The 24,749-nt window shown below is 75.1% G+C and carries 29 protein-coding genes; 14 read left to right on the top strand and 15 right to left on the bottom strand.

Annotated features, from left to right (window positions below; translation table 11 throughout):
• Position 1: 1 nt before the first annotated feature.
• The gene (locus tag ACI8AP_RS04170) at positions 2-1,393 is read right to left on the bottom strand and encodes a DUF3592 domain-containing protein (RefSeq protein ID WP_456588073.1); all 1,392 of its coding nucleotides are present in this window, start codon (positions 1,391-1,393) and stop codon (positions 2-4) included.
• Positions 1,394-1,548: 155 nt separating this feature from the next.
• Positions 1,549-3,234 (bottom strand): DNA repair helicase XPB, encoded by a 1,686-nt coding sequence (locus tag ACI8AP_RS04165; RefSeq protein ID WP_456588072.1) that lies wholly within the window; start codon positions 3,232-3,234, stop codon positions 1,549-1,551.
• Between the two features lie 136 nt (positions 3,235-3,370).
• On the opposite strand from ACI8AP_RS04165, the gene ACI8AP_RS04160 reads away from it, so the two are divergent.
• The gene (locus ACI8AP_RS04160; protein WP_456588071.1) at positions 3,371-3,868 is read left to right on the top strand and encodes a DUF1648 domain-containing protein; all 498 of its coding nucleotides are present in this window, start codon (positions 3,371-3,373) and stop codon (positions 3,866-3,868) included.
• Here the strand turns inward: ACI8AP_RS04160 and ACI8AP_RS04155 are convergent.
• On the bottom strand, positions 3,834-4,151 hold the full coding sequence (locus ACI8AP_RS04155; protein ID WP_456588070.1) for a DUF1905 domain-containing protein: 318 nt from the start codon (positions 4,149-4,151) through the stop codon (positions 3,834-3,836). The two genes, ACI8AP_RS04160 and ACI8AP_RS04155, sit on opposite strands and share 35 nt — an antisense overlap.
• A gap of 54 nt (positions 4,152-4,205) precedes the next feature.
• Entirely contained in the window at positions 4,206-6,452 is a 2,247-nt protein-coding gene (locus ACI8AP_RS04150) for a helicase-associated domain-containing protein (RefSeq protein WP_456588069.1), read from the bottom strand.
• A 52-nt stretch (positions 6,453-6,504) separates the two neighbouring features.
• Between ACI8AP_RS04150 and ACI8AP_RS04145 the strand changes: the two genes are divergently transcribed.
• From ACI8AP_RS04145 to ACI8AP_RS04135, 3 genes are all read left to right on the top strand, one after another.
• Positions 6,505-7,017, top strand: a complete 513-nt coding sequence (locus ACI8AP_RS04145; protein WP_456588068.1) for a hypothetical protein — start codon at positions 6,505-6,507, stop codon at positions 7,015-7,017.
• Positions 7,018-7,130: 113 nt separating this feature from the next.
• Positions 7,131-7,358, top strand: coding sequence for a hypothetical protein (locus ACI8AP_RS04140; RefSeq protein ID WP_456588067.1), 228 nt, complete (start codon positions 7,131-7,133; stop codon positions 7,356-7,358).
• A complete protein-coding gene (locus tag ACI8AP_RS04135; protein WP_456588066.1) occupies positions 7,355-9,010 on the top strand; it encodes an AMP-binding protein in 1,656 nt (551 codons plus the stop codon). Before ACI8AP_RS04140 ends, ACI8AP_RS04135 begins: the two co-directional genes overlap by 4 nt.
• Before the next feature lie 72 nt (positions 9,011-9,082).
• Here ACI8AP_RS04135 and ACI8AP_RS04130 read toward each other — a convergent pair whose 3' ends face one another.
• Positions 9,083-9,850, bottom strand: coding sequence for an endonuclease/exonuclease/phosphatase family protein (locus ACI8AP_RS04130; RefSeq protein WP_456588065.1), 768 nt, complete (start codon positions 9,848-9,850; stop codon positions 9,083-9,085).
• A 74-nt stretch (positions 9,851-9,924) separates the two neighbouring features.
• Here ACI8AP_RS04130 and ACI8AP_RS04125 point away from each other — a divergent pair, with 74 nt between their 5' ends.
• Entirely contained in the window at positions 9,925-10,491 is a 567-nt protein-coding gene (locus tag ACI8AP_RS04125; RefSeq protein ID WP_456588064.1) for a nucleotidyltransferase family protein, read from the top strand.
• Here ACI8AP_RS04125 and ACI8AP_RS04120 read toward each other — a convergent pair.
• Both ACI8AP_RS04120 and ACI8AP_RS04115 read right to left on the bottom strand, forming a co-directional pair.
• Positions 10,478-10,798 (bottom strand): DUF202 domain-containing protein, encoded by a 321-nt coding sequence (locus tag ACI8AP_RS04120; RefSeq protein ID WP_456588063.1) that lies wholly within the window; start codon positions 10,796-10,798, stop codon positions 10,478-10,480. The two genes, ACI8AP_RS04125 and ACI8AP_RS04120, sit on opposite strands and share 14 nt — an antisense overlap.
• Positions 10,795-11,136: a YidH family protein gene (locus ACI8AP_RS04115; RefSeq protein ID WP_456588062.1), complete on the bottom strand. Its 342-nt coding sequence runs from the start codon at positions 11,134-11,136 to the stop codon at positions 10,795-10,797. Before ACI8AP_RS04115 ends, ACI8AP_RS04120 begins: the two co-directional genes overlap by 4 nt.
• A gap of 140 nt (positions 11,137-11,276) precedes the next feature.
• Between ACI8AP_RS04115 and ACI8AP_RS04110 the strand changes: the two genes are divergently transcribed.
• The gene (locus ACI8AP_RS04110) at positions 11,277-11,669 is read left to right on the top strand and encodes a cold-shock protein (protein ID WP_456588061.1); all 393 of its coding nucleotides are present in this window, start codon (positions 11,277-11,279) and stop codon (positions 11,667-11,669) included.
• Positions 11,670-11,679: 10 nt separating this feature from the next.
• Here the strand turns inward: ACI8AP_RS04110 and ACI8AP_RS04105 are convergent, their stop codons facing one another.
• Positions 11,680-12,144, bottom strand: coding sequence for a DUF2771 family protein (locus ACI8AP_RS04105; protein WP_456588060.1), 465 nt, complete (start codon positions 12,142-12,144; stop codon positions 11,680-11,682).
• On the bottom strand, positions 12,141-13,646 hold the full coding sequence (locus ACI8AP_RS04100) for an MFS transporter (protein ID WP_456588059.1): 1,506 nt from the start codon (positions 13,644-13,646) through the stop codon (positions 12,141-12,143). The genes ACI8AP_RS04105 and ACI8AP_RS04100 overlap by 4 nt, the downstream gene beginning before the upstream one ends.
• 65 nt (positions 13,647-13,711) lie before the next feature.
• Here ACI8AP_RS04100 and ACI8AP_RS04095 point away from each other — a divergent pair, with 65 nt between their 5' ends.
• Positions 13,712-14,512: a DUF3027 domain-containing protein gene (locus ACI8AP_RS04095; RefSeq protein WP_456588058.1), complete on the top strand. Its 801-nt coding sequence runs from the start codon at positions 13,712-13,714 to the stop codon at positions 14,510-14,512.
• Positions 14,513-14,519: 7 nt separating this feature from the next.
• Here ACI8AP_RS04095 and ACI8AP_RS04090 read toward each other — a convergent pair whose 3' ends face one another.
• Positions 14,520-14,747, bottom strand: coding sequence for a DUF2530 domain-containing protein (locus ACI8AP_RS04090; RefSeq protein WP_456588057.1), 228 nt, complete (start codon positions 14,745-14,747; stop codon positions 14,520-14,522).
• A gap of 106 nt (positions 14,748-14,853) precedes the next feature.
• Between ACI8AP_RS04090 and ACI8AP_RS04085 the strand changes: the two genes are divergently transcribed.
• The 6 genes from ACI8AP_RS04085 (at position 14,854) to ACI8AP_RS04060 (ending at position 20,173) form a co-directional block, all read left to right on the top strand.
• Positions 14,854-16,413, top strand: a complete 1,560-nt coding sequence (locus ACI8AP_RS04085; protein WP_456588056.1) for an NCS2 family permease — start codon at positions 14,854-14,856, stop codon at positions 16,411-16,413.
• 28 nt (positions 16,414-16,441) lie between these two features.
• Positions 16,442-16,891, top strand: coding sequence for a MarR family winged helix-turn-helix transcriptional regulator (locus ACI8AP_RS04080; protein WP_456588055.1), 450 nt, complete (start codon positions 16,442-16,444; stop codon positions 16,889-16,891).
• Entirely contained in the window at positions 16,872-18,254 is a 1,383-nt protein-coding gene (locus ACI8AP_RS04075; RefSeq protein ID WP_456588054.1) for an MFS transporter, read from the top strand. The genes ACI8AP_RS04080 and ACI8AP_RS04075 overlap by 20 nt, the downstream gene beginning before the upstream one ends.
• 60 nt (positions 18,255-18,314) lie before the next feature.
• Positions 18,315-18,698 (top strand): hypothetical protein, encoded by a 384-nt coding sequence (locus tag ACI8AP_RS04070; RefSeq protein WP_456588243.1) that lies wholly within the window; start codon positions 18,315-18,317, stop codon positions 18,696-18,698.
• A complete protein-coding gene (gene thpR / locus ACI8AP_RS04065) occupies positions 18,659-19,261 on the top strand; it encodes an RNA 2',3'-cyclic phosphodiesterase (RefSeq protein WP_456588242.1) in 603 nt (200 codons plus the stop codon). The genes ACI8AP_RS04070 and thpR overlap by 40 nt, the downstream gene beginning before the upstream one ends.
• A gap of 84 nt (positions 19,262-19,345) precedes the next feature.
• On the top strand, positions 19,346-20,173 hold the full coding sequence (locus ACI8AP_RS04060) for an acyl-CoA thioesterase (RefSeq protein WP_456588053.1): 828 nt from the start codon (positions 19,346-19,348) through the stop codon (positions 20,171-20,173).
• A gap of 61 nt (positions 20,174-20,234) precedes the next feature.
• Here the strand turns inward: ACI8AP_RS04060 and ACI8AP_RS04055 are convergent, their stop codons facing one another.
• The 3 genes from ACI8AP_RS04055 to ACI8AP_RS04045 all read right to left on the bottom strand — a co-directional run bounded on the left by ACI8AP_RS04055 (position 20,235) and on the right by ACI8AP_RS04045 (position 22,335).
• Positions 20,235-20,786 (bottom strand): TetR/AcrR family transcriptional regulator, encoded by a 552-nt coding sequence (locus ACI8AP_RS04055; protein ID WP_456588052.1) that lies wholly within the window; start codon positions 20,784-20,786, stop codon positions 20,235-20,237.
• Between the two features lie 68 nt (positions 20,787-20,854).
• Positions 20,855-21,619 carry an ABC transporter permease gene (locus ACI8AP_RS04050; RefSeq protein ID WP_456588051.1) on the bottom strand — a complete coding sequence of 255 codons (765 nt, stop codon included), beginning with the start codon at positions 21,617-21,619 and terminating at the stop codon, positions 20,855-20,857.
• Complete coding sequence (locus ACI8AP_RS04045; RefSeq protein ID WP_456588050.1) at positions 21,616-22,335, bottom strand: ABC transporter ATP-binding protein; 720 nt, start codon at positions 22,333-22,335, stop codon at positions 21,616-21,618. The genes ACI8AP_RS04050 and ACI8AP_RS04045 overlap by 4 nt, the downstream gene beginning before the upstream one ends.
• 131 nt (positions 22,336-22,466) lie before the next feature.
• Between ACI8AP_RS04045 and ACI8AP_RS04040 the strand changes: the two genes are divergently transcribed.
• Positions 22,467-23,273, top strand: a complete 807-nt coding sequence (locus tag ACI8AP_RS04040; protein WP_456588049.1) for a TrmH family RNA methyltransferase — start codon at positions 22,467-22,469, stop codon at positions 23,271-23,273.
• On the opposite strand, the gene ACI8AP_RS04035 is transcribed toward ACI8AP_RS04040, so the two are convergent.
• Both ACI8AP_RS04035 and sepH read right to left on the bottom strand, forming a co-directional pair.
• Positions 23,274-23,747 (bottom strand): general stress protein, encoded by a 474-nt coding sequence (locus tag ACI8AP_RS04035; RefSeq protein ID WP_456588048.1) that lies wholly within the window; start codon positions 23,745-23,747, stop codon positions 23,274-23,276.
• A 46-nt stretch (positions 23,748-23,793) separates the two neighbouring features.
• Positions 23,794-24,696 (bottom strand): septation protein SepH, encoded by a 903-nt coding sequence (sepH, locus tag ACI8AP_RS04030; protein WP_456588047.1) that lies wholly within the window; start codon positions 24,694-24,696, stop codon positions 23,794-23,796.
• Positions 24,697-24,749: the final 53 nt, after the last annotated feature.

Below are 24,749 nucleotides of genomic sequence, written 5' to 3'. Positions count from 1 at the left end.
GTCAGCGGCTACGACGCGTGCGGACGAACGGACCGCTCCGGTCGCGGGCGAAGACGGCCCTGGTGCCGTCGGAGACCCACCAGAAGGACCGGTCGTCCACGTCGTCATCCTCGTGCCCGGTCGTTGGCAGGTCCGCACCGTTTTCACGCCGTCGCCAACCGGGCGACCGTCCAGAGCGCCACACCGATCCGTCGTCCAGGCGCACCACCAGCCCCGCACCGTGGGTTGCGACGTCCGCACGGACCCGCTCCCACGGTCGATCCCAGAGCAGCCGCTCGACGCGGAGACCACGCACCCAGCGGTGTCCGGCCAGCCAGACCATCCCGAGCCCGCCCACCAGGGCGACGATCATGGGTAGGACCGACCACGAGGGTTGGTTGTCCTGGTCGTCGATCGTCATGTGGCCTGGATCCGCCGCGTCGTAGTGGACAGTGACGGTCTGGTTCTCGGAGTAGCGGTCGGTGTAGTCACCCAGGGCCACCGTCTCGTACCTCTCCACGCCATCGACCCGGTAACGGATGAGTGCGCTGCCCGTCGTGAGGCCCTGCCTGGGACGGATTTCTTCGACGGTGCCGACCGTCTGCTCGCCGGATGCGCGAAGCTCCGCACTCTGGTCGAAGACGACGCTCGCGCTCACCATGAAGCCCGTGAGGGAGAGGATCCCGAGGGCGAAGACCCCCATGGTCCGACGGCGGGTGCGGGCCAGAGCCCGGTGCGTCGCAGCTGCCTCGGCAGCCCGCGGCAACGGCTGCGCCGTACCCGGTGACGATGTCGACGCCAGGTCGGTGCGCCATCGCGCTGCTCGTCTCCGCACGAACAGCAGCCGCACCCCGCCGAAGCCGCACAGCGGAATTCCTACGACGAGCGTCTCGAGGGCGAAGTCGCCCGGCGTGATGGCCTCATCGGGGAAAGGCCAGCCGGATACGAGGACGTCGATGGTGCTCCCTGCCGACTCGTCGGAGCAGCTGCACTCGCCGCTGTGCCACTGACCGGCGGCGTCCTCCCACACCACGTCGCAGAAGCCGTCCCCATCACGGTCCTCGCTGGTGACCGTTGCGGTCGCCGCGTATCCGGTGGCGGCCATGAGGACGTAGAAGCCGACGTAGAGGACTCCGGTGAGCATGACGGCGATCGCGGCCGCGCCGCGGGGCGGCCTGCGCCGGATCGGTGCCGGTTCAGGAGCGGCGGAGCCCCCTGGCACACCTGCCGCGAGCAGGCGGGTCAGTTCGAGCGCGTCAGGGGTCGCCAGGCGCAACTGCACCGAGTCACCGTCGCGGAGCTGCAGCAGCAGATCCGCCGGTCCGTCCGGGTGATCGAAGAGTACCGACGAGGCGACCGGCGATGCGCCGGTGAGGTCGACCTCCTCGCGGAGCCGGCGCCAGGTCGGCCGCACAGGGGACAACTCGAGCCGGCCCCGTCGCGGGGGGCCGTACCCGTAGGCCAACCGGCACCTGGCCGTCGCCGGCGTCCCCCCGGAGTGGAGCTCCACCCCCGCGTGATCGGCGAGTCGTTACCCCGACTGAAGCCGAAGGGGACCGGCAGAGACCGTCAGTCGGCCGGCTCGTCCACCCAGTCGGGGCCGTTGACCTCGCCTGGGCCGGCCAGGTCGCCGGCGTCGACGATCGTGTACGCGTAGCCCTGCTCGGCGAGGAAGCGCTGCCGGTGCGCGGCGTACTCGCTGTCGAGGGTGTCGCGGCTGACCACCGTGTAGAAGTGCGCCTGCCGGCCGTCGGCCTTGGGCCGCAGCACCCGGCCGAGCCGCTGCGCCTCCTCCTGGCGCGACCCGAACGTCCCCGACACCTGCACGGCGACGGCGGCCTCGGGCAGGTCGATGGAGAAGTTGGCGACCTTGGAGACGACGAGAGTCTTGATCTCGCCGATGCGGAACGCCTGGAAGAGGCGCTCGCGCTCCTTGTTCGTCGTCGACCCCTGGATGACCGGGGCGTCGAGGGCCTCGCCCAGCGCCTCGAGCTGGTCGAGGTAAGCGCCGATGACGAGCTTCTGCTCCTCGGGGTGCCGCTCCAGCACCCGGCGGATCACCGGCAGCTTCGACTGCGCCGTGGCGGCGATCCGGTAGCGCTCCTCCGGTTCGGCGACGGCGTAGGTCATCCGCTCCTCGTCGTCGAGCGCCACCCGCACCTCGACGCACTCGGCCGGCGCGATGTAGCCCTGCTGCTCGATGTCCTTCCACGGCGCGTCGTAGCGCTTCGGCCCGATGAGCGAGAAGACGTCGTCCTCCCGCCCGTCCTCGCGCACCAGCGTGGCCGTGAGGCCCAGCCGACGGCGGGACTGCAGATCGGCGGTCAGCCGGAAGATCGGCGCGGGCAGCAGGTGCACCTCGTCGTAGACGATCAGGCCCCAGTCCTGCGCGTCGAACAGGTCCAGGTGCCGGTACTCGCCCTTCCGGCGGGTGGTGATCACCTGGTAGGTCGCGATCGTGACCGGGCGGATCTCCTTGCGCTCGCCGGAGTACTCGCCGATCTCCTCCTCGGTCAGCGTGGTGCGGGCGATGAGCTCGCGCTTCCACTGCCGCCCGGAGACGGTGTTGGTCACCAGGATCAGCGTGGTCGCCTTGGCCTCGGCCATCGCCGCGGCGCCGACCAGCGTCTTGCCGGCCCCGCAGGGCAGGACGACGACGCCCGAGCCGCCGGCCCAGAAGCCGTCGACGGCCTCCTGCTGGTAGTCGCGCAGCTGCCAGTCCTCCTGGTCCAGGAAGATCGGGTGCGCCTGGCCGTCCACGTAGCCGGCGAGGTCCTCGGCCGGCCAGCCCACCTTGAGCAGCGCCTGCTTCAGCCGCCCGCGCTCCGAGGGGTGGACGACGACGGAGTCCGCGTCGATGCGGGCGCCCAGCATCGGGGCGACCTTCTTCGACCGGATGACCTCCTCCAGCACCGCGCGGTCCGTGCTGGACAGCACCAGCCCGTGCACCGGGTGGTTCTGCAGCGTCAGCCGGCCGAACCGGTCCATGGTGTCCGCGATGTCGACCAGCAGCGCGTGCGGCACCGGGTAGCGCGAGTAGCGCACCAGCGCGTCCACGACCTGCTCGGCGTCGTGGCCGGCGGCGCGCGCGTTCCACAGCGCCAGCGGCGTCACCCGGTAGGTGTGCACGTGCTCGGGGGAGCGCTCCAGCTCGGCGAACGGCGCGATCGCCGCCCGGCAGTCGCGGGCCAGCGGGTGGTCGACCTCGAGCAGCAGGGTCTTGTCCGACTGGACGATGAGCGGACCGTCGTTCACGCGGGGGAGTCCTTCGATCGGGGGCGGCGGCGCGGCGGGCGTACCGGACTGACCACGGTAACGCCGGGGGACGACACGGCCTTCCCCCGCACGACGGCCCGGCTCCGGCGCAGCCGCCGGGGGTTAGGTTGCCGGGATGCGGGCGAGGAGCTGGTTCGCCGCCGCAACGGCGCTGTACGCCGCGGTCTGGGTGTGGGCGTGGACGCGGCTGCCCGACCGGGTGCCCGTCCACTTCGGCCCCGGCGGCGAGCCGGACACCTGGGCCGGCCGGCCCGCGGCCCTGGTCGGCGCGGCGGTGCTCGGGCTGGGCATGGCGGCGGTCTTCGCCGGCTGCGCCCGGTTCGTCCGCCGGTGCCGCCCCGAGCTGGTCAACGTGCCGAGCCCGGGGTACTGGAAGCGGGCGGAGAACCTCGACCGGCTGCGCGGGATGATCACGACGGACCTGTGGCTGATCGGCGCCTGGACGTTCCTGCTCCTCACCGGGGTGCAGTGGCTCGTCGTCCGCGCCGCCACGGCCGGCGACCCCGGCCTCGGTCCGTGGCCGCTGGTGCTGGTCGGCGGCTACCTGGCGGGGCTCGCGGCCCACCTGGGCTGGATGTTCACCCGCCGTTACGCCGTGCCAGCGGAGCCGTGACGGCCAGCTCGACCCGGACGCGGTCCCCGGCGTCGAGCCGCTCCGCCGCCCGCACCGACCTCTTGACCGGGAGAAGGTAGCTGCCGCTGCCGGCGTCGGGGAACAGCGACGTCTGCCACGAGGTGCTGCCCACCGTGGCGGTGACGCGCACGGAGCCGAACGCGCTGCGGCCCGTGGCACCGGCCTCGCGCACCTTGTCGGCCACCTCCGGCGGCAGGGTGAGGAAGTGCCAGCCCGCCGGCCCGTCGTGCACCCAGAGCTCGGCGGTGAACGTCTCGGTCACGGCGGCACGGTAGGCCGCGGCACCGACGGTTCGCCGTGCCGGAGACCGCGCGCCTCAGCCGGCCGCGTCGCCCTCCACCAGCGCCACCGAGGTGATCCGGTGGACGGCGAAGGTGCGGCTCTCCCCGCGGCGTTCGTCGTAGCCCTGCAGGAACCCCCCGGCCAGCGACACCGGCTGGACCACGCGCTGGCTGCCGCTGCCCTGGGCGTCCACGTAGCCCAGCCACACCGGCACGCCCTCCCGCACGGCCCGCGACAGCAGCTCCAGCGTCGACGCCGTCGTCACGCCCGGCACCTGCCGCACCGCCTCCCCGCGGCGGGCGGCCAGCGCGGCGTCGCCGGCCCGGATCTCCCGCACCGTGGCGTCCAGGTCGGTGCCGCTGAGCGGGCGCGGCGCGGCCGGTGGCTCGGTGCCGCGGCGGCCCACTGCGCGCGGCCGGGCCGGCGGCCGGGTGAGCACCGCCCCGCCCGGGTGCTCGCCGGCCGGGGCGTACCCGGCCTCGCGCAGCACGGTGAGCACCTCGTCGGCGCCCAGCCCGCTCACCAGCACGCCCGGGGCCAGGCGGCGCAGCTCGGCCCCGGCGGTGCGCCGGTCGCTGAGCACCTGGGACAGCAGGCCGTGGTCGTCCGAGCGCACGTAGGACTCGATCGACCCGACCCGCAGCCGCCCGTGCTGCCGGGCCACGTCGTCGACGAGGTAGTCCAGCGCCTGCGGCACAGGGGTGCGGGACGCCCGGGCGAAGAAGTCGTGCAGGTCCGACGCCGACCAGCCGGCGTCCAGCGCCCGCCGCACGCTGCCCTCCGACACCCGGAACACCGTGGCGCCGCCGGAGGACTCGACGTCGGCGACGACGGCCAGCGTGTCGGCCAGCTCGGCGACCAGCGGTCCCGGCGCGATCAGCGACAGGTCCGGCTGGGCGAGGACGTGGTCGACCGGCTCGGGCAGCAACCCCCGCATGCCGTCGGCGGCGCCGTCCTCGCCGGCGGCCAGCAGGCCGCGGCCACCGGTGGAGAGCACCCCGCCCACGAGCACCCCGAGCCGCGCGGCCTCGGCGAGCATGTCGGGCACCGGCGCCAGCCGGTCCGCCCGGCGCGGGGTGCGCCAGCGCAGCAGCGCGGTGAGGTCGTCGGGCGCCAGCCCCGAACCCGGCGGCTGCTCGGCGAGCACGGCCAGCGCCGACCGGCGGATCGCCGGCGCGGTGTGCCGCACCAGGTCGGGGGAGAGCGGGTTGGCGGCCTTGCCGGCCAGGTCGCGCACCCCCACCAGCGAGGGCAGCCGGACACCGCCGAGCCAGCCGGCCGCGAGCGCCGCCCAGCGGTCGGCGAGGTCCTGCTCCCGCCACACGTCGTAGGCCCGCGTGGGCAGCCACTCGTCCCGGTGCGGCCCACCCACGTCGAGCAGCCCGCCGGCGTGCGCCAGCTCCAGCAGCCAGGCGGCGTCGGGCTCGGCGACCTTCAGCGTCTTCGCCAGCCGCTTCTGGTCGCGCACGCCGACCCCGCCGCTGCGCAGCAGCCCGGCCGGCTCCTCCTCCAGGAGCGCGAGCAGCTCCCCGACGCGCCCGACCGACTCCAGCGCGGCACCGGCGGCCTGCCGGTCCACCACCTGCGGGTCCCGCGTGACGACGGCGGGCTCCGGGCGACGGCGCGGCGAGCCGTACGGCCGGTCGCCGCGCAGCAGCAGGCCGATCTCGCGGGGCAGCTCGACGTTCAGCGCGTCGATGCGGGCGAGCAGTCCGCGCTGCAGCAGCCGCCGGGCCGGTGACGCGCCGCCGTTCGGCGAATCGGGCAGGTGGCCGACCGGCCGGTCGCCGGCCAGCCGCTCCAGGACGGCGCGTTCGTCCGGGGCGAGCTCGGCGAGCGCGGCGGGGAGGTCGGCGGGCAGCTGCAGGCGCAGGTCCACCGCGCGGCGACCCAGGCCGGCGGGGTGCCGGACGGCACGGCGCACCGGGTCGGGGGCGTGCAGCACGTCGTCGCCCCAGAGCAGCGCCCGCGCGGTGAGCGCCTCGATCGCGCCGGCGATCACGTCTTCGCCGACCTCGGGCAGCTCCCCGAACAGCGCGTCGGGCGCCAGACCGTCGGTGGGCGCGAGCAGCACCACGTCCAGCACCTGCAGGGTCGCGGCGTCCAGCTCGTCCAGCGCGCGGTCCACCGACACCGGGACAGCCAGCCGGCTGGCGAGCGCGACGACGTCGGACGGCGCGGGGCGGGCCACGTCGGGCCGGGCCGCCAGCAACGCGCGCAGCTGCTCGTCGCTGCGGGTGCGCAACCAGGCGGCGAGCGTCGCAGGAGCTTCCGTGGGCATCCGGTCCACGCTACGTCGCCGCCCCCGCCGACGCTGCTGCCAGCATGGAGGCATGCACCCGGCGAGTGAGGACCCCGGCACCCGGACCGCCCTGGCCGCCCACCAGGTCGGGGCGCTGCGCTGGCTGGGCGGCGGGGCCATCGCCGTCGTCCTGGGGATCCTGCTCGGCGTCGCCGCGATCACCATCGCCGGCGAGGACGGGCGCCGGGTGCCCGGTGCGGGCCTCGCCGTCCTGGTGCTCGTGCTCGGCGGGCTGGCCGCCGTCGGCGTGGGCGCCGGGGCGCTGTGGCGCACCCACCGCTGGCGGCGGGCGCTGGCCGGCACCCCGTGGCGCCGCGGCACGCTGCGCGTCGCCGGGCCGGCCGTCCTCGCCTTCGAGCCCGACGGCCTCGACGACGACGTCCACCTCCGCCTGCTGAGCACCGCGATCTGGCGGACCCGCGCGGTGCAGGCGCTCGACGGCGGCAGCGTGCTCGCCGCGCCGGTCGGAGTGGGGCAGTGGGTGTTCACGACCGAGGGAGCGGGCACCCTCTACGGCGCCCGGGCCGTCGCCCGGGGGCGCTGACTGCGACACCCCCCCGCCGCGGGGGCGGTGGCGCGCGCCGGGCAGGCCGGTCAGGAGATGATGTGGGGGACAGTGCACCGCGCGGTGCACCCGCGACCGCACACGGAGGCGTCATGGCCAAGCGCAACGAGAAGCACGCCCACCTGGTGGAACCCACCTGGGGCGAGTCCGACGGCGGCGGTCCGCCGATCACCGAGCTCGTGGCCTCGGTCGCCGGCCCGCTGTCGCCGTTCGGCGAGGACCACGGCTTCCCGATCCCGCCGGAGCGCCTGCGCTACGCCCACCCGACGGACAAGCCCAACCGGGCCGGCGTCCAGACCGCAGAGGGCCGGCGGCGGTGAGCGCGCCCGCGCTGCCGTCCTACAGCAGCGGGACCTCCACGGTCCCCCTGCTGGGCGACACGATCGGGGCGAACCTGGATCGGACGGCGGCACGGGTGGGCGACCACGAGGCGCTCGTCGAGTGCGCCTCCGGTCGCCGCTGGACCTATCCCCAGCTGGTCGACGACGTCGATGCCTGCGCGCTGGGGCTCGACGCCCTCGGCGTGGCCAAGGGTGACCGGGTCGGCATCTGGGCGCCCAACTGCGCCGAGTGGGTGTTCGTCCAGTACGCGACGGCGAAGCTCGGCGCGATCCTGGTGAACATCAACCCGGCCTACCGCACCCACGAGCTCGCCTACGTGCTGAAGCAGGCCGGGATCTCCGTGCTGGTCGCGGCCCCTGCGTTCAAGACCAGCGACTACCGCGCCATGGTCGCCGAGGTGCGCGGTGAGTGCCCCGAGCTGCGCGAGGTCGTCTTCCTGGGCTCCCCGGAGTGGGATGCGCTGATGCGCGCGGGCCGGGAGGGGGACCGGGGGCTGCTCGCCGAGCGCGAGACGCAGCTCTCCGCCGACGACCCGATCAACATCCAGTACACGTCGGGCACGACCGGCTTCCCGAAGGGCGCCACGCTCACCCACCACAACCTGCTCAACAACGGGTTCTTCGTCGGCGAGGGGTGCGGCTACACCGAGGCCGACCGCGTCTGCATCCCGGTGCCGTACTACCACTGCTTCGGCATGGGGATGGGCAATCTCGGCGCCACCAGCCACGGCGCGACGATGGTCATCCCGGCGCCGGGGTTCGACCCCGCGCTGACGCTGCAGGCCGTGCAGGACGAGCGCTGCACCTCGCTGTACGGCGTCCCGACGATGTTCATCGCCGAGCTCGGGCTGCCGAACTTCGGCGAGTTCGACCTCTCCAGCCTGCGCACCGGCATCATGGCCGGCTCGCCGTGCCCGGTGGAGGTGATGAAGCGGGTGGTCGCCGAGATGGGCATGACCGAGGTGACCATCTGCTACGGCATGACCGAGACCTCGCCGGTCTCCACGCAGACCGGTGCCGACGACGACCTGGAGCGGCGCACCTCCACCGTCGGCCGGGTGCACCCGCACCTGGAGGTGAAGGTCGTCGACCCGGCGACCGGGCTGACCGTCCCCCGTGGGACCCCCGGCGAGTTCTGCACCCGCGGCTACTCGGTGATGCTCGGCTACTGGGACGAGCCGGAGAAGACCGCCGAGGTCATCGACCGCGCCCGCTGGATGCACACCGGCGACCTCGCCGTCATGGACGACGCCGGCTACCTCAACATCGTCGGCCGGATCAAGGACATGGTCATCCGCGGCGGGGAGAACGTGTACCCGCGGGAGATCGAGGAGTTCCTCTACACCCACCCCGACATCGTCGACGCGCAGGTCATCGGCGTCCCCGACGAGCGGTACGGGGAGGAGCTCATGGCCTGGGTGCGGCTGCGCGAGGGCGCCGAGCCGCTCACCGCCGAGAGCCTCCGCGAGTTCTGCGCCGGCAAGCTGGCCCACTACAAGGTGCCGCGGTACGTGAAGGTCGTCGACGAGTTCCCGATGACGGTGACCGGCAAGATCCGCAAGGTGGAGATGCGTCAGGTGTCGGTGGCGGAGCTGGGGCTGGAGTCCGCGGCGGCCGTGCGCAACGCCTGAAGAAGGACCACCCTTCCCCCCCACGCCTCGCACGCTCGGCGCGGGCCCTTGAAGGGTGGCCGTTCCAGTCCGTCACCCCTGGGCGACCGGGACCACCAGCGCCCGGTGGTCGGACAGGGGGAGCCGTACCGCCTCGGCCGGGCCGCCGGCCCGGATGCCGCCGCGCACCAGGACGTGGTCCAGCTGCCGGGTCGGCCGGGGCGCCGGGAACGTCGCCGCCGTCGCGACCGGGCGCAGCCCGCTGTGCCGCGCGGCCGCGCGCTGCTGCATGTTGAGGTCACCGATCAGCACCAGGGGCTCCGGCGTGCCCGCGAGCGAGCGCACCAGCGTGCGCAGCTGGTGGGCGTTCCACCCGGGGATGAACGACAGGTGGGTGTTGCACACGGTGACCTGCCCGGAGGGGCCGTCGATGACGGCGGCGACGGCCACGCGGGGTTCGTCCCGGGCCAGGAACGGACGGCGGGACTGCTGCGACCACAGCGGCACGCTCACCCGCAGCGCGTCCAGCCGGACCACCCGCCAGGAGACCACCGGGTACCGGGAGAGCAGGGAGATGCCGTAGCTGGCCGACCCCGGCTGCTCGTCGCCGGTGGCGGCCATCCAGGTGCCGCCGGGCGTCCCGGACAGCGCCGCGACGAACTGGGAGTCGACGGCCCCCATCGCCTCGGCCGCGACGGCGGTCAGGTCGGCGCCGTGCGACCGCGGCTGGTCGCGGTCGACCTCCTGCAGACCGAGGACGTCGGCGTCCAGGGTCTTGACCGCGGCGGCCAGCCGGTCGACGTCGACCCGGCCGTCGTCGAGCGAGCGTCCGTGCAGGAGGTTGAAGGTCGCGATGCGCACCCGCTCCCAGTGCCCGCCGGGCGCCCGGTCTACCCCGCTGTGTGCGGGCGTTACCTGCGGGTAGCAGGCGCTGGGTGCAGACGTCTCCCCGGGAGCAGGTGCGCGACCTGCTGAAGCGGACCGCGGTCGCGCTGAAACAGGGGAACGTGCCGTTCGCGCTCTGCGGCGGCTACGCCGCCTGGGCGCGCGGTGCGCCCGAGCCCGATCACGACGCCGACTTCCTCGTCCCGGCGGCCGAGGCCGGGCGGGCGGCCGAAGCGCTCGCCGACGCCGGCCTGCAGGTGGTGGAGCCGGCCGAGGACTGGCTGCTGAAGATCGTGCGGGACGACGTCTTCGTCGACGTGATCTGGCGGGCCTGCGGACTCCCCGTGGGGAACGACCTGGTCGACCGCGCCGAGACGCTGCCCGTCCTCTCCGTGCAGATGCCGGTGCTGGCGCCGACCGACATCGTGGTGTCCAAGCTGATGGCCCTGGACGAGCACTACTGCGACTTCTCCCGGCTGCTGCCGGTCGCCCGCGCGCTGCGCGAGCAGGTCGACTGGGGGCTGGTGGCCCGCGAGGTGGCGGAGAACGACTTCGCCGTCGTCTTCCTGGCGCTGCTGGACCGGCTCCGGATCACCCCGGACGTCAGCCCGGGATGAGCACGGCCACGGCGGCGGCGAGGGCGGTGAGGACGACGGTGGCGGTCGCCGCGCGGGCCAGCGCGGGGCTCGAGACGCGCCCGCCGTCGGCCACCCTGCGGCGCACCTGCCGGTAGCGGGCGGGAGCGAGCGCTCCGAGCAGCAGCAGCCCGAGCAACGCGGTGACCCCGCCCGCGACGAGGAGCGCGGGCCGCTCCGCGCCCACTGCCCGGTGCGCCACCAGCCCGGCCACGGCGAGCAGCCCCAGCCCGGTGCGCTGCCAGGCCAGCGCGGTCCGTTCGGGCTGGGTCTCCACCGGGTCGGTCACCCGCGCAGGACCTCTAGGCCCACGAGGACGCCGACGACGACCACTACGGCGCTCACGGCGGCGACCACGGCGGGGACGAGCACGCTCGAGGGCAGCGCCCGCCCGGACTCGATCGCCGCCTCGTTGGCCCGCCACCGGCGGTACCCGGCCAGCGCGATGCCCAGGCCGATGGCGACCAGCGCCAGCGCGACGGCGGAGCTGCCCCACGGGACCCCGAGGTCGGGGGCGTAGGTGGCGACGGCGACCCCGCCCGCGACCAGCGCCAGCCCGGTCCGCAGCCAGGCCAGCAGCGTGCGCTCGTTGGCCAGGGTGAAGCGGTAGTCGGGGTGGTCGGGCACCGGCCCAGCGTAGGGACCCGCCGGGAATCGGCAGGTCGGCGCGGCGGCGCGGCGGCTAACCTGGTGACCAGCGGCGTCCTGCCGCCGTCGTCCGACCGGCCAGCGTGCCGCGCCAGAGCGAGGAACTGAGGGAATCCACCGTGCCCACCGGCAGAGTGAAGTGGTTCAACGCGGAGAAGGGCTTCGGCTTCCTGTCCCGCGAGGACGGTCCCGACGTCTTCGTGCACAAGGACGCGCTGCCCGCCGGCACCGACCTCAAGCCCGGTCAGCGCGTGGAGTTCGGCATCGTCGCCGGCCGCCGCGGCGACCAGGCGCTGCAGGTCCGCATCCTCGACCCGCTCCCGTCGGTGGCGGCCACCGTCGCCGCGGCCAACCGCAAGAAGCCCGACGAGCTGGTCCCGATCGTCGAGGACCTGATCAAGCTGCTCGACGACGTCTCCGAGGGGCTGCGCCACGGCCGCTACCCCGATCGCGGCCACGCCCGGAAGGTCGCCGCCGTGCTGCGCGCCGTCGCCACCGACCTGGAGGGCTGAGCGCCGCCGCTCAGCCCGCCAGCTCGCCGCCTGCGCGCAGGAAGCCGACCGGCCAGGCCGCGGTGAACTCGCCGCAGTCGCCGCCGGCGTCCTCGACCACCACGAGGTAGAAGGCTGGCGGGACGACGTCGGAGGAGCTGATCCCGTCGAACGTCTCGGTGCCCGCCGGGACGTCCACCTCGCCGATGAGCTCCTCCAGCGACTCGTCGAACACCTGCACCTGCCAGCCCCGTTCGGCGATCGCCTCGGGGACGGTCAGGGAGATGGTGGTGCCCGGGGGGACCTCGACCACCGGCGGCCTCGTGCTGTAGCGCTGCCCCTCGCCGTCGAGGCAGTACTGGGTCGGCCCGGCGGTGACGTCCTGGCTGCCGGCCTGCACCCGGATCTCCTCGGGGGTCGCGGGCTCGCCCGCGCAGGCCGACAGCGAACCGGCCGCGCAGACGGCGAGCAGCAGCGCGGGGAGGGGAGCTCTCACGACCACGACGGTCCCACCGGCGTCGTCGGCGCCTCCGGGCCCCCCGGCGCGGCTGCCGGGGGGTGGCTGCGGTAGAGGCTCCACAGGATCAGGGCGACGGCGAGCACGAGCAGGGCCGCCGCGACGGTGAACCCGATCCAGCCGACCGGCGGCAGCGCGATGCCCAGCGCCCCGCCGGCCACCCAGGCCAGCTGCAGCATCGTCTCGGAGCGGGCGAACGCCGAGGCGCGCAGGCGCTCGGGCACCTCGCGCTGGATGATCGCGTCCAGCGATACCTTGCCGAGGGCGTTGGCGACGGCGGAGACGCCGGCCACGAGCACCGCCATGGCGAACCCGTAGAAGATCGCGGCCAGCACGGTCACCGCCGCGGCGGCGGACGCCGCGTGGAGCACGAGGCGGTCGGGGGCGGCGGTGTGCAGCCGTGAGCCCACCGCGGTCCCGGTGAAGCTGCCGAGCCCTGCGGCGGCCGCGAGCGCGCCGAGCGCGAGGGTGGCCGACCAGCCGTCGGCGAACGTCGCCTGCACCAGGAAGGCGGCGAAGATGGTGAGGAAGCCGCCCAGGCCGCGCAGCGCCGCGTTGGCCCGCAGCGCCAGCACCACGTGCGGGCTCACCCGCCGGCGTCCCCGGCCCTGCACCGGGATCTCGGCGGTGCGCAGGACGTCGGCGGGCTCCTCGCCCGCCGGGACGTCGACGTGCCGGGGGAGCCGGACGGCCAGCACCGCCCCGCACAGGAACACCGCGGCGGTCGCCCACAGCTCCCAGTCGAAGCCGATCAGCGCGGCCACCCCGGCGGCCAGGCCACCGGCCACCCCTGCCGTCGCCAGGCCGAAGACCGACAGTCGCGCGTTCGCCGAGGTCAGCGACATCGCGCCCGGCAGCACGCGGGGGACCACCGCCGCCCGCAGCACGTTGTGCGCCTTGGACAGCACCAGCACCCCCAGGGCCGCCGGGTACAGCCACAGGTCGTCGAAGTGCCCGGCCATCACCAGGGCCAGCGCTGCCCGCCCGCCCAGGGACGCCGCCAGCGCCCACCGGCGGCCGCGCTGCAGCCGGTCCAGCGCGGGGCCGATGACCGGCGCGAGCAGGGCGAACGGCGCCATCGTCACCAGCAGGTACAGCGCGACGTTGCCGCGCTGGGCGTCGGTGGTGGCCGCGAAGAACAGCGTGCCGGCCAGGGAGACGGCGATCATCGCGTCCCCGGCCATGTGCAGGGCGTTGACCCACAGCAGCTGGGTCAGCCCGCTCTCACCCGCGCCGTCGGCCCGGCTGGCGGCGCGGATCCGGCGGGCGGCGGCGGTGGTCAGCTCGCGGCTGCGGGCGGCGGCGACCCGGGTGACGGTGATCTTCGGGGTGGCCGCGGGCATCGGCCGGGTCTGCGGCCGCGGCACCCCGAGCGGGGTGGTGTCCAGCGGGGTGGTGTCCAGCGGCGCCGCCTCCTGCCTGCCCGCCCGCGACCACCGGCGTGCGCCGGGCGGGCGGCTGGAGGCGGACACGCCGCCCATGGTGCCGCACCCACCTGGGAGTCCGGTCCGCGACGCCGGACCGGTCGTCCGCCACAATGGGAGTCGTGTCCGAGTCCCCCGCGCCCGTCCGGCCCGCCTCCCCAGCGGCCGAGCCGTTGACCGCCGCGATCGAGCAGGCCCGAGCGGCGGCCGTCGAGACGGCCGGCGCCGCCGACGCGGTCGGCGAGCACCTGGGGGCCACCGCGGAGTCGGTCGGTCCCCCCGAGCTGGGGGAGGTGCTCACCCACACCTTCGCCAGCCGGCTGCCCGGCTACGTCGGCTGGCACTGGGCGGTCACGATCGCCCGGGTTTCCGGCGAGGAGCGGATCACCGTCGACGAGGTGGTGCTCCTCCCCGGTGAGCAGGCGCTGCTGGCCCCGGCCTGGGTGCCGTGGCACGAGCGGCTGCGGCCGGGCGACCTCTCGGTGGGCGACGTCCTGCCGGCCACCGAGGACGACCCGCGGCTGGTGCCGGCGTACACGACCGACGACGACTCCGCCGACGACCCGGAGGGACGGGTGGTCGCCGCCGAGATCGGCCTCGGCCGGGAGCGCGTCATGTCGCGGGAGGGCCGGTCGGAGGCGGTGGCCCGCTGGACGTCGGGGGAGTTCGGCCCGACGTCGCCGATGGCCCGGCAGGCACCCGGCCCCTGTGCGACCTGCGGGTTCTACCTCCCGCTGGCCGGCTCGCTGCGGCAGTTCGTCGGTGCGTGCGGGAACGCCTACGCCCCCGGCGACGGTCGGGTCGTGGCGGCCGACTACGGGTGCGGCGCGCACAGCCAGGCGACCCTCGTCGTCGTCGAGGAGACCGAGGTGGTCACCTCTGCGCGCTACGACACCTCGGAGTACGACGTCCTGAGCGACTGATCGCGGGTCAGCCGCGGTCGCGCCGGCCCAGCTGCCCCTGCAGCTTCATGACGCCGAGCCCCAGGAGCGCCAGCCCGATCGCGGCGACGCACGTCCAGGTCCACATGCGGTCCACCCGGTCGCCCAGCAGCAGCAGGACGACCAGGGCGACCGCCCACAGCGCGATCCCGGCGAGCACCACGCGCGCGGTGTCCACCTGCAACGGCGGGGGAGCCTGCTTTCCGGGACCGGGCACGACGGCACCTTAGATCCCGGCTCGGTCACGGGGCGACCTGCTTGCCACGTGCGTGTGGCACGCTGGCGCCGCTCGTTGGCCGCTCGCACCGCCCCGGAGAACCCGCATGCCGCAGAAGTCCCGTCCGTCCGGTGGCGCCAGCGCCGCCGCCACCGACGGCAGCACCCCCGCCGACGTCTCGGCCGGCACGCCTCCCACCACCCCGCGCCGCAGCGAGGGGCCGCGGGTGCGGCCGAAGAACGGGCTGGACCGCTACTTCGAGATCAGCGCGCGCCGGTCGACGGTGAGCCGCGAGGTGCGCGGCGGGATCACGACGTTCTTCACGATGGCCTACATCGTGGTGCTCAACCCGATCATCCTGACCAGCATCGCGGGGCCGGACGGCACGCCGGGCGCCGACGTCGAGGGCACGGTGCTTCCGTTCGGCTCGATCGCCGCGGTCACCGCGCTGCTCGCCGGCGCGCTGACGCTGCTCATGGGCATCGTCGGGCGCTACCCGTTCGCGCTGGCCACCGGCCTGGGCATCAACGCGATCGTCGCCGTCTTCGCGGCCACGCAGCTGTCCTGGCCGGAGGTCATGGGCCTGGTCGTGCTCGAGGGCCTGCTCATCACCGTCCTGGTGCTGACCGGCTTCCGCCGGGCCGTCTTCGAGGCGATCCCGGCCCAGCTGAAGACCGCGATCGCCGTCGGCATCGGGTTCTTCCTGGCGATCATCGGGCTGGCCGACGCCGGCATCATCCGGCCGGGCAACCCGCTGATCAGCTTCGGTGTCGGCGGGCAGCTCGCCGGCTGGCCGATGCTCGTCTTCGTCGTCGGTCTGCTGCTCATGAGCCTGCTGGTCGTCCGCAAGGTCAAGGGCGCGCTGCTCATCGGCATCGTGGCGACGACGGTGCTCGCCATCGTCGTCGAGGCGATCGCCGGGGTCGGCCCCCGCTTCGGCGACGACGGGGAGAACCCCCGCGGGTGGGCGCTGCAGGTGCCGGCGCTGCCCGACGACGTCGTCGGCAGCCCCGACTTCTCGTTGCTCGGCAACTTCTCCCTGTTCGGCGGGTTCGAGCGCATCGGCGTCGTCGCCGCCCTGCTCATCGTCTTCTCGATCATGATCGCGGACTTCTTCGACACCGTCGGCACGGTGACCGCCGTGGGGGCCGAGGGCGACCTGCTCGACGAGAAGCGCAACCTGCCCAAGTCGCAGCCGGTCCTGCTCGTCGACTCGCTGGCCGCCGCCGCGGGTGGCGCGGGCAGCGTCTCGTCGAACACCACGTACATCGAGAGCACCGCCGGTGTGGCCGACGGCGCCCGCACGGGGCTGGCCAGCATCGTCACCGGCCTGCTGTTCCTGGTCGCGGTCTTCTTCACCCCGCTGGTGGCGGTGGTGCCGTCGGAGGCAGCCGCCCCCGCGCTCGTCATCGTCGGCGCGCTGATGATCAGCCAGATCAAGCACCTCACCTGGGACGACATGTCCCTGGTCATCCCGGCGTTCCTCACCATCGCGCTGATGCCGTTCACCTACTCGATCACCAACGGCATCGGGGCCGGCGTCATCAGCTTCGTGCTGCTGCGGCTGGCGGTCGGGCGGCGCCGGGACATCCACCCGCTCATGTGGGTGGTGGCGCTCATGTTCGGCGTCTACTTCGCGCTCGAGCCGCTGCAGCAGCTCTTCTGACCCCGGCTGCTGAGTTAGGCTAACGATCGTGGGCCGGACGACGCTGGACACCGCCGCGCTCGCCCACGAGCTGCGGCTGGCGGTCATGCGGTTCTCCCGGCGACTGCGCAACCAGCGGGTGGACACCTCGGTCACCCTCACCCACCTCGCGGCGCTGTCGACGCTCAAGCAGCACGGCCCGATGAGCCCGGGGGAGCTGGCCGGCCACGAGCGGGTGCAGCCGCCGTCGATGACCCGCGTCGTCGTCGCGTTGGAGACGGCCGGGCTGGTGACCCGCACGCCGCACCCCACCGACGGGCGCCAGGTGATCATCGAGCTCACGCCGGCGGCCGAGGAGCTGCTGTCGGCGGAGGCGCGGGCGCGGGAGGCGTGGCTCGCCGGCCGGCTGCAGCAGCTGACCGCCGAGGAGCGGGCGGTCCTGCGCGAGGCGGCCGAGATCATGGACGAGCTGGCCAGGGGTGACCTGGACGAGCACTGACCAGCGGACGCCGCCGGAGCCGGGGCGCGGCATGTTCCGCGCCCTGCGGGTGCGCAACTTCCGCCGCTACGCCTCGGCCAACCTGCTCAGCCTCACCGGTACCTGGATCCAGCGCATCGGCCAGGACTGGCTGGTGCTGCAGCTGTCCGACGACAGCGGCGTGGCGCTCGGGCTGATCACCGCCCTGCAGTTCGGCCCGTCGCTGCTGCTGAGCATGTACGGCGGCGTGCTCGCCGACCGCTACCCCAAGCGCCGGCTGCTGCTGGTCAGCCAGAGCGCCATGGGGCTGCTCTCGCTGGTCCTCGGGGTACTGGTGGCCACCGGGGCGGTGGCGCTGTGGCACGTGTTCGTGCTGGCCGGGATGCTCGGCGCGGTCTCCGCCGTCGACATGCCCGTGCGCCAGGCGTTCGTCCCGGAGATGGTCGGCCCCGCGCTGATCACCAACGCGGTCAGCCTCAACTCGACCATCTTCAACGGGGCCCGGCTGGTCGGGCCGGCGCTGGCCGGGTTGCTGATCGGAGCGGCGTCGGGCAACACCGCGCCGGCCTTCTTCCTCAACGCCGCCAGCTTCGCCTTCACCCTCGCCGCGCTCGCCGGCATGCGGACCGACGAGCTCACCCCGAGCCCGCCGGTGGCGCGGGGGCGGGGGCAGCTGCGCGCCGGGCTCGCCTACACCTGGGCCCACCCCGACCTGCTGCTGGCGATGGGGCTGGCGTTCGTCCTCGGCACCTTCGGCTTCAACTACCAGGTCACCATCGCGCTGATGGCCCGGGAGACCTTCGACCTCGGCGCCCAGGCGTTCGGGCTGCTGTCCACCTGCTTCGCCGTCGGCTCGCTCACCGGTGCGCTGCTGTCCACCCGGCGCAGCGTGCGGCCCCGGCAGCGCTTCCTCGTCGGCTCGGCGGTGGTCTTCGGTGCGTGCACGGTCGTCGCCGGGCTCATGCCCACCCACCTCAGCTTCGCGCTGCTGCTCGTACCGACCGGCGCGGCGGCGCTGGTGTTCAGCGTGGCGAACAACAGCTTCGTCCAGCTCGGCGTCGACCCGCAGATGCGCGGGCGGGTCATGGCGCTCTACTTCATGTGCTTCATGGGCGGCACCCCGGTCGGCGCGCCGCTGGTCGGGTGGGTCTCCGAGCACCTGGGTGCCCCGTGGGGGCTCATCCTCGGCGGCGGGGTGTGCGTCGTCGCCGGCCTCGGCGCCGCGGCCTGGCTGGCCCACCGCGGAGGCCTGCGGTTGGCGGTGCAGCGCACGCCGCTGCGGCTGCGGGTCCAGGCCGCCCCCCGCCCGGCCGTCCCCTCCGCGCAGGTGCGCACCGTGGAGGAGGAGCTCAGCGAGAAGGCCCCCGGTCAGCAGTCGCTCTGAGCGGCCGGGGTGCGCGTACCGTCGGCGGGCACCGGAACCGCCCGTGCGCAGGGGAACGCCATGGCCGCACTCATCCAGCTCGTCGCACTGCTCGCCGCGTTCGCCGGCCTGGTCGCCGGCTTCGGCCCGCTGATCCGGTGGATCGAGGCTCGATCGGCCCGCCGCCACGCGGCGCGGCACCCCGCGGCGCCCGGGCGCTCGGTGCAGCACGTGGCCGCGGACCTGCGCCGGCTCGGGCGCCAGCTCGAGCTGGTGGCGGCCGGGGTGCCGATGGCCCGCCGCCGCGCGCTGCAGGCCGCGTACGACGACGTCCTCCTCGAGGCGGCCGGGATGCTCGGGGTGACCTCGGACCTGGCCGCGCTGCGGCAGGACCGCGCCCGCGAGGTCGAGCGCCTCCGGGTCGCCTGCGCGCTGCGCGCCGCGGGGCTGCAGGTGCCCCTCTGACCGCCGGTCCCGCGCGCCGGCTCTTCTTCGCCGTCGACCCGCCCGAGTCCGCGCGCCGCGACCTCGAGCGGGCGCTGGCCCCGCTGCGGGAGCTCCCGGGGGCGCCGCGGTGGAGCCGTGCCGAGCGCTGGCACCTGACGCTGCTGTTCCTGGGCGAGGTCCCGGACGCCGTGGTGCCCGGCCTCGTGGCCGCCGCCGCGCCCGCCGTCACCGCGACGCCGCCGATGACGCTGCGGCTGGCCGGGGGCGGGCGGTTCGGGTCGGTGCGCCGTCCGCAGGTGGCCTGGGCCGGGCTCGACGGCGACGTCGACCCGCTGGCCGCGCTGGCCGGGCGGCTGGCCGGGGTCGCCCGCGGTCTGGAGCTGCCGGTGGAGGACCGGCCGTTCCGCCCGCACCTCACCCTGGGGCGCTGGCGCCCCGGGCGGCCCGCCGACGGTTCGCTGACCGACCGGCTCGCCGGCTACCGGGGGCCGGAGTGGCCGGTGCGCGAGATCCGGCTCTGGGAGAGCCGGCTCGGTGCCGAGCCGGCGTACACGGTGGTCGCCCACTGGGCGGTCGGCTGAGTCACCGCGTGCAGGCGGGGCGGCGCGGTCGCCCGAGCCGAGGCGCGTGCGGTCCACGCCGGCCGCCCTGGCACCCTGTCCGACGTGCCGCACAACGTTGACCAGGCCCTCTCCGACTTCGACGCCGCGACCGCCGTGCGGCGGGGCGAGGCCGGCGCGCTCCTCGCCGACCTCCACCCGGAGTGGGAGGTCGGTGGCGGGATCCTCAACGGCGGCTACCTGCTGTCGGTCGCCGGGCGCGCGGCGGTGCTGGAGAGCCCGCACGAGCACCCGGTCGCACTGTCGGCCAGCTACCTGCGGGCGGCGGCGGCCGGCCCGGCCACCCTCGCCGTGACGCCCGGGCCGGCGGGTCGGACGCTGGCCCACTCGCTGGTCACCCTCGCGGACGCGAACGGGCCGGTCCTCACGGTCCAGGCGACGACGGCGACGCTCGCCGACGACGCCCCCGAGTACTCCCTCCCGGCGCCCGAGGTGCCCAGGCCCGACGAGTGCATCGACATGGCCGCGAACGCCCACCTGGCGGCCGTGCCGGTGCAGCTGCCCGGGCTGACGCGGCACGTGGAGAGCCGGCTGGACCCGGCCACCGCGACGTGGGCGCTCGGGCAGCCCTCCGACGAGCCGGTGCTCCGGGCGTGGGTGCGGCTGGCCGACGGCCGCCCGGCCGACCCGCTGGCGCTGCTCACCTTCGCCGACGTGCTGCCGCCCACGAGCTTCGCCACCGGCCGGATGGGCTGGGCGCCGACCGTGCAGCTGCAGGTGCTCGTGCGGGCGCTGCCGGCCCCGGGCTGGTGCCTCGTGGAGGCGCGGGCCAGCGAGATCGCCGGCGGCTGGTCCGACGAGGACTACCGGGTCTGGGACTCCACCGGGCGGCTGGTCGCGCAGAGCCGCCAGCTGGCCCGTACCGCCCGCTGAAGGCCCCCGTGCAGGGTCCCGCGGCGAGCCTGCGAGTCGTGGGGGGCAGGGGGGTCCTCTTTCAGCGGGGCAGGTCCAGCTCGCCGGTGAGGTAGCGCTGCACCGTGGGGCCGATCGTGCCCACCAACCACTCGGGCGGGGCCGACGCGAGCGGCTCCAGGCGCAGCACGTACCGGGTGACCACCAGCCCGGCCAGCTGCGAGGCGGCCAGGGCGCCCCGGGCGTCGCGCTCGGCGGGGTCGAGGTCCAGGGAGCCGAGCACCCGGCGCAGCACCTGGGTGACCAGGAACTCGCGCAGCAGGCGGGCGGTCCACTCGTTGCCCACCGCCGAACGCACCAGCGCCAGACCGGCGGTGCGCCCCGGCCCGTCCCAGACCCGCAGCAGCATGCGGACGACGTTGCCGCCCAGCTCCTCCCGCGTGCCGGCGAGCACCTCGGGCAGCAGCTGGGCGGGGTCGGCCGGGGCCTCGATCGCGGCGAGGAAGAGCTGGTCCTTGCTGCCGAAGTAGTGGTGCACCAGGGCGGGGTCGACGCCGGCCGCGGTGGCGATCTGCCGGATGGTGGCGCCGTCGAACCCCCGCTCGGCGAACGCCTCCCGCGCGGCGGCCAGCACCGCGTCCCGGGTGCCGGGGCTGCCGGGACGCCGTCCGGTGCGTCGCCGTGGTGGCTGGTCGCCGGCGTTCAGTCGGTCCTCCTCCGCAGGGTGGCCGCCGCCAGCGCGAGCGCCAGCAGGGCGGCGCCGGCCACGATGCCGACGTCCAGCACCATCGTGCCGGTCGCCTCCGCCGAGCGCCCGACCTCGCGCAGGGCCTCGACCGCGTAGGTCAGCGGGAGGACGTCGCTGATCGCCTGCAGCCACCCGGCCATCTGCTCGCGGGGGACGAGCAGCCCGCAGAGGAAGAACTGGGGCAGGACGACCACCGGCATGAACTGCACCGCCTGGAACTCGCTGCGCGCGAAGGCGCTGGCCAGCAGCCCCAGCGCGACCCCGAGCACGGCGTCGACCACGGCGACGAGGACGACGAGCCCGACGGACCCGGCCACGTCCAGGTCGTACAGCGTCGTCGCCACCGTCACGGTGACCACCGCCTGCACACCCGCGGCCAGCCCGAACGCCAGGCCGTAGCCGAGCAGCAGGTCCAGCCGGGACAGGGGAGTGGTGAGCAGCCGCTCGAGCGTGCCGGACGTGCGCTCGCGCAGCATGGCGATGCTGGTCACGAGGAACATCACGACGAAGGGGAAGACGCCGAGCATCGCCAGCCCGACGCGGTCGAAGGTGCCGGGCTGCCCGGGGGCGGTCGGGACGTCCGCCCACAGCAGGTACAGCAGGCCCAGGAGCAGGCTCGGCAGCACGAGCAGCATCGCGATCGTGCGGTGGTCGTGCCGCAGCTGGCGCAGGACGCGGGCCGCGGTCGTCGCGGTGAGCCGCGGGCCGGCGGCGGTCACCGGGCCACCGCCTCGCGGGCGCGGACGACGGTCAGGAACGCCGTCTCCAGGTCGTCGGAGCGGCCGTCGGCGCGCAGCTGCCCCGGTGTCGTGTCGGCGAGCAGCGCGCCGTCGCGGAGAAGGAGGAGCCGGTCGCACCGGGCGGCCTCGTCCATCACGTGGCTGGACACGACCAGCGTCGTCCCGGCGCGGGCCAGGGCGTGGAAGCGTTCCCAGAGCTCGACCCGGAGCACCGGGTCCAGGCCGACGGTCGGCTCGTCGAGGACCAGCAGCTCGGGCTCGCCGACCAGTGCGCACGCCAGGGAGGCGCGGCCGCGCTGCCCGCCGGAGAGGTCGGCGACGAGCTGCCCGGCGGCTCCGCCCAGCCCCACGTCGGCGATCGCGGCGTCGGCCTCACGCGCCCCGCGGCCGTACAGGGCGGCGAAGTAGCGGGCGTTCTCCCGGACGGTGAGGTCGGGGTAGACGCTGGGCGACTGGGTGACGTACCCGACCCGGCTGCGCAGGCCGGGGGAGCCGGCGGGCTCCCCGAGCACGGTGACCGTGCCGGAGCGCACCCGCTGCACCCCGACGACCGCCCGCATCAGCGTGCTCTTCCCACTGCCGCTCGGCCCGAGCAGCCCGGTCACCTGGCCGGCCGGGACGGCGAAGGAGAGACCGGGGAGCACGCAGCGCTTCCCGCGGTCGACGACGAGATCGGTGACGGTGACGGCGTCCATGACGCGCTCCCCACAACTCAACGGCTGATGAACTCAACGCTAGATGAGTTGCTGGGTGCCGTCAACGGGTCGCGCGCCCGCGGCCGGGCGCGCGCAGGGTCGCCCGCCCGGTGCGGGCAGAATCGGCGCCCGTGCCTGCACCCGTCGTCATCACCGACCCGGCCGATCCCCGCGTCGCAGATTTCCGCGACCTCAAGGCCGGGGACCGCCCGGCGGGCAGGGAGCGGGGCACCGGGCCGGTCATCGTGGAGGGGGTGCCGGCGGTCGAGCGCCTGCTCGCCTCGCCGTACCGGGTGCGCGCGGTGTTCGGTGTGCCGGGACGGGTGGCCGCGCTCGGCCTGCCCGGGGACGTCCCGGCCTTCGAGGCGGACAAGTGGGTGCTCTCGGAGGTCATCGGGTTCCGGCTCACCCGCGGCGTGGTCGCCTCCGCCGACCGCCTCCCGCCGGCCGACCCGGACGAGGTGCTGACCGGCCCGGACCCGGCGGGGCCGCGCCGGCTGGCGGTCCTCGAGGCGCTCAACGACGCCGAGAACCTGGGCTCGATCGCCCGCTCGGCGGTGGCCCTCGGCGTCGACGGGCTGCTGCTGGACCCGCGCTGCGCCGACCCGCTGTACCGCCGGTCGGTGCGGGTCTCGATGGGGCACGTGCTATCGCTACCGTTCGCCGTCCTGCCCGACTGGCCGGCTGGGCTCGCGCGGCTGCACGAAGCGGGCTACCTCACCGTCGCGCTCACCCCGGCGGCCGACGCGGTGGACCTCGGCGACGTCGACCCGCGGGCGCACCCGCGCACCGCCGTGCTGCTGGGCGCCGAGGGGCCGGGTCTCACGCCGGAGGCGCAGCGGACGGCGCGGGTGCGAGCCCGCATCCCGATGCGCACCGGGGTCGACTCCCTCGGTGTGGCCGCCGCCGCGGCGGTGGCCTTCGCCACCCTGCGCTAGTCAGCCGCGCAGCGAGAACCGGGCCAGCATCGCGCGGGCCTCCTCGGCGTGCGAGGGGTGGCACATCACGTCGTACCGGCTGGCGACGATCTTGCTGGTGCTGGTGAAGTCGCGCTTGCCGCGGGTGGCGGCGTACCCCATGCCGCCGAAGGCGGCGCCGAAGGCCAGACCGATGAGCAGGCCGGTCAGCACCGACCCGATCCAGCTGGTCCCGTCGGGCGCGAAGATGCCCAGCAGGAGGCCGACGAACAGACCCCACCAGGCGCCGGCCGCGGCGCCTGCGGCGACCGCCCGGCCCGTCGTCATGCGGCCGGTCACCGTCTCGACCATGCGCAGGTCGCTCCCGATGATCGTCACGTTCTCGACCGCGAACTTCTCGTCGGAGAGGTAGTCGACGGCGGCCTGCGCCCGCTCGTAGCTGTCGTAGGAACCGACCTGCACGCCGCCCAGCGGCATCGACACCGAAGCACTCATGCCGGAGCGACTACCCAGTCCTGCCGGCTGTTCCACGTGCGGTTGGTCAGCGGTTGCGGCGGACCCCGAAGACGATGTCCTCCCACGCCGGGATGCGGGCGCGCGGGTCCTCGTCGCCGTCCTCGTCGGTGCTCTGCCCCCGGCCGAGCACCACGGTGTCGTGCTCGGCGACCTCGTCGAGCAGGGTGGCCAGCGCCTCGTCGTCGGCCGGGGTCCCGTCGGGGGCGTGCACGTCGCGCACGGGCGCGTCGTCCTCCCCGGCCGGGGCGGGGGGCGGCTCCGGGCTGCGCACCACCGAGACCGGCCGGTTGCGGGCGGCCGGCGAGGGCAGGCCGGCCGGCACCTCGGGCACGACCCGCACCAGGCGGGTGCCCTCGGCGAAGTCCGCCGTCGCGGCGTCCCCCGGGGAGACCGTGCGGGACTGCAGGTCGAAGTTCCAGCGCGCGGTGCCGGACTTGGCCCCTGCGCGCCACGCGCCGGTGACCACCCAGGTGCCCTCGTCGTCCCGGTGGGCGTCCCACGCGACGGCGTCGATGTCGGTGTCGATGAGCCGCAGCCGTTCGACCATGAAGTGCTGGAGTACCGCCCCCGGTGCCCCGTCGGTGAGCCGGACCCGCGCCTCGCGGGCCTGGGTGGCCACGCGCTCCCGTTCTTGCAGCACGGGGTGGGCGAAACGCATGATCCGCTCCACCCGGGCACCCGTGGCGGCGGCGACCTGCTCGGGGGTCTCCCCGGCGCGGATGCGGGACTGGATCACCCGGGGCGGGAGCTCGCTGCCGGAGTCGACGTCGATCTGGGTCAGCCGGCGGGCGTCCCCGCGGGCCGCCGCACGGACGCGCTCGTCGATCGGGAGCTCGAACCGCTCGCCGTCGGGGCTGTCGGGGCCGTCCGCGACGAGGACGAGGCTCTTCCCGTCGTCGGAGAGCGCCACGAGGCGCAGTGTGCGCATGGGCGACCTCCTGCAGCCGGCGCGGTGGGTCCGGACGCCGATCCCGGTCCCCG

This window comes from Blastococcus sp. SYSU DS1021, assembly GCF_054050995.1.
The sequence above is the reverse complement of the archived record's forward strand: the minus strand, read 5'-3'. Positions and strand labels throughout refer to the sequence as shown.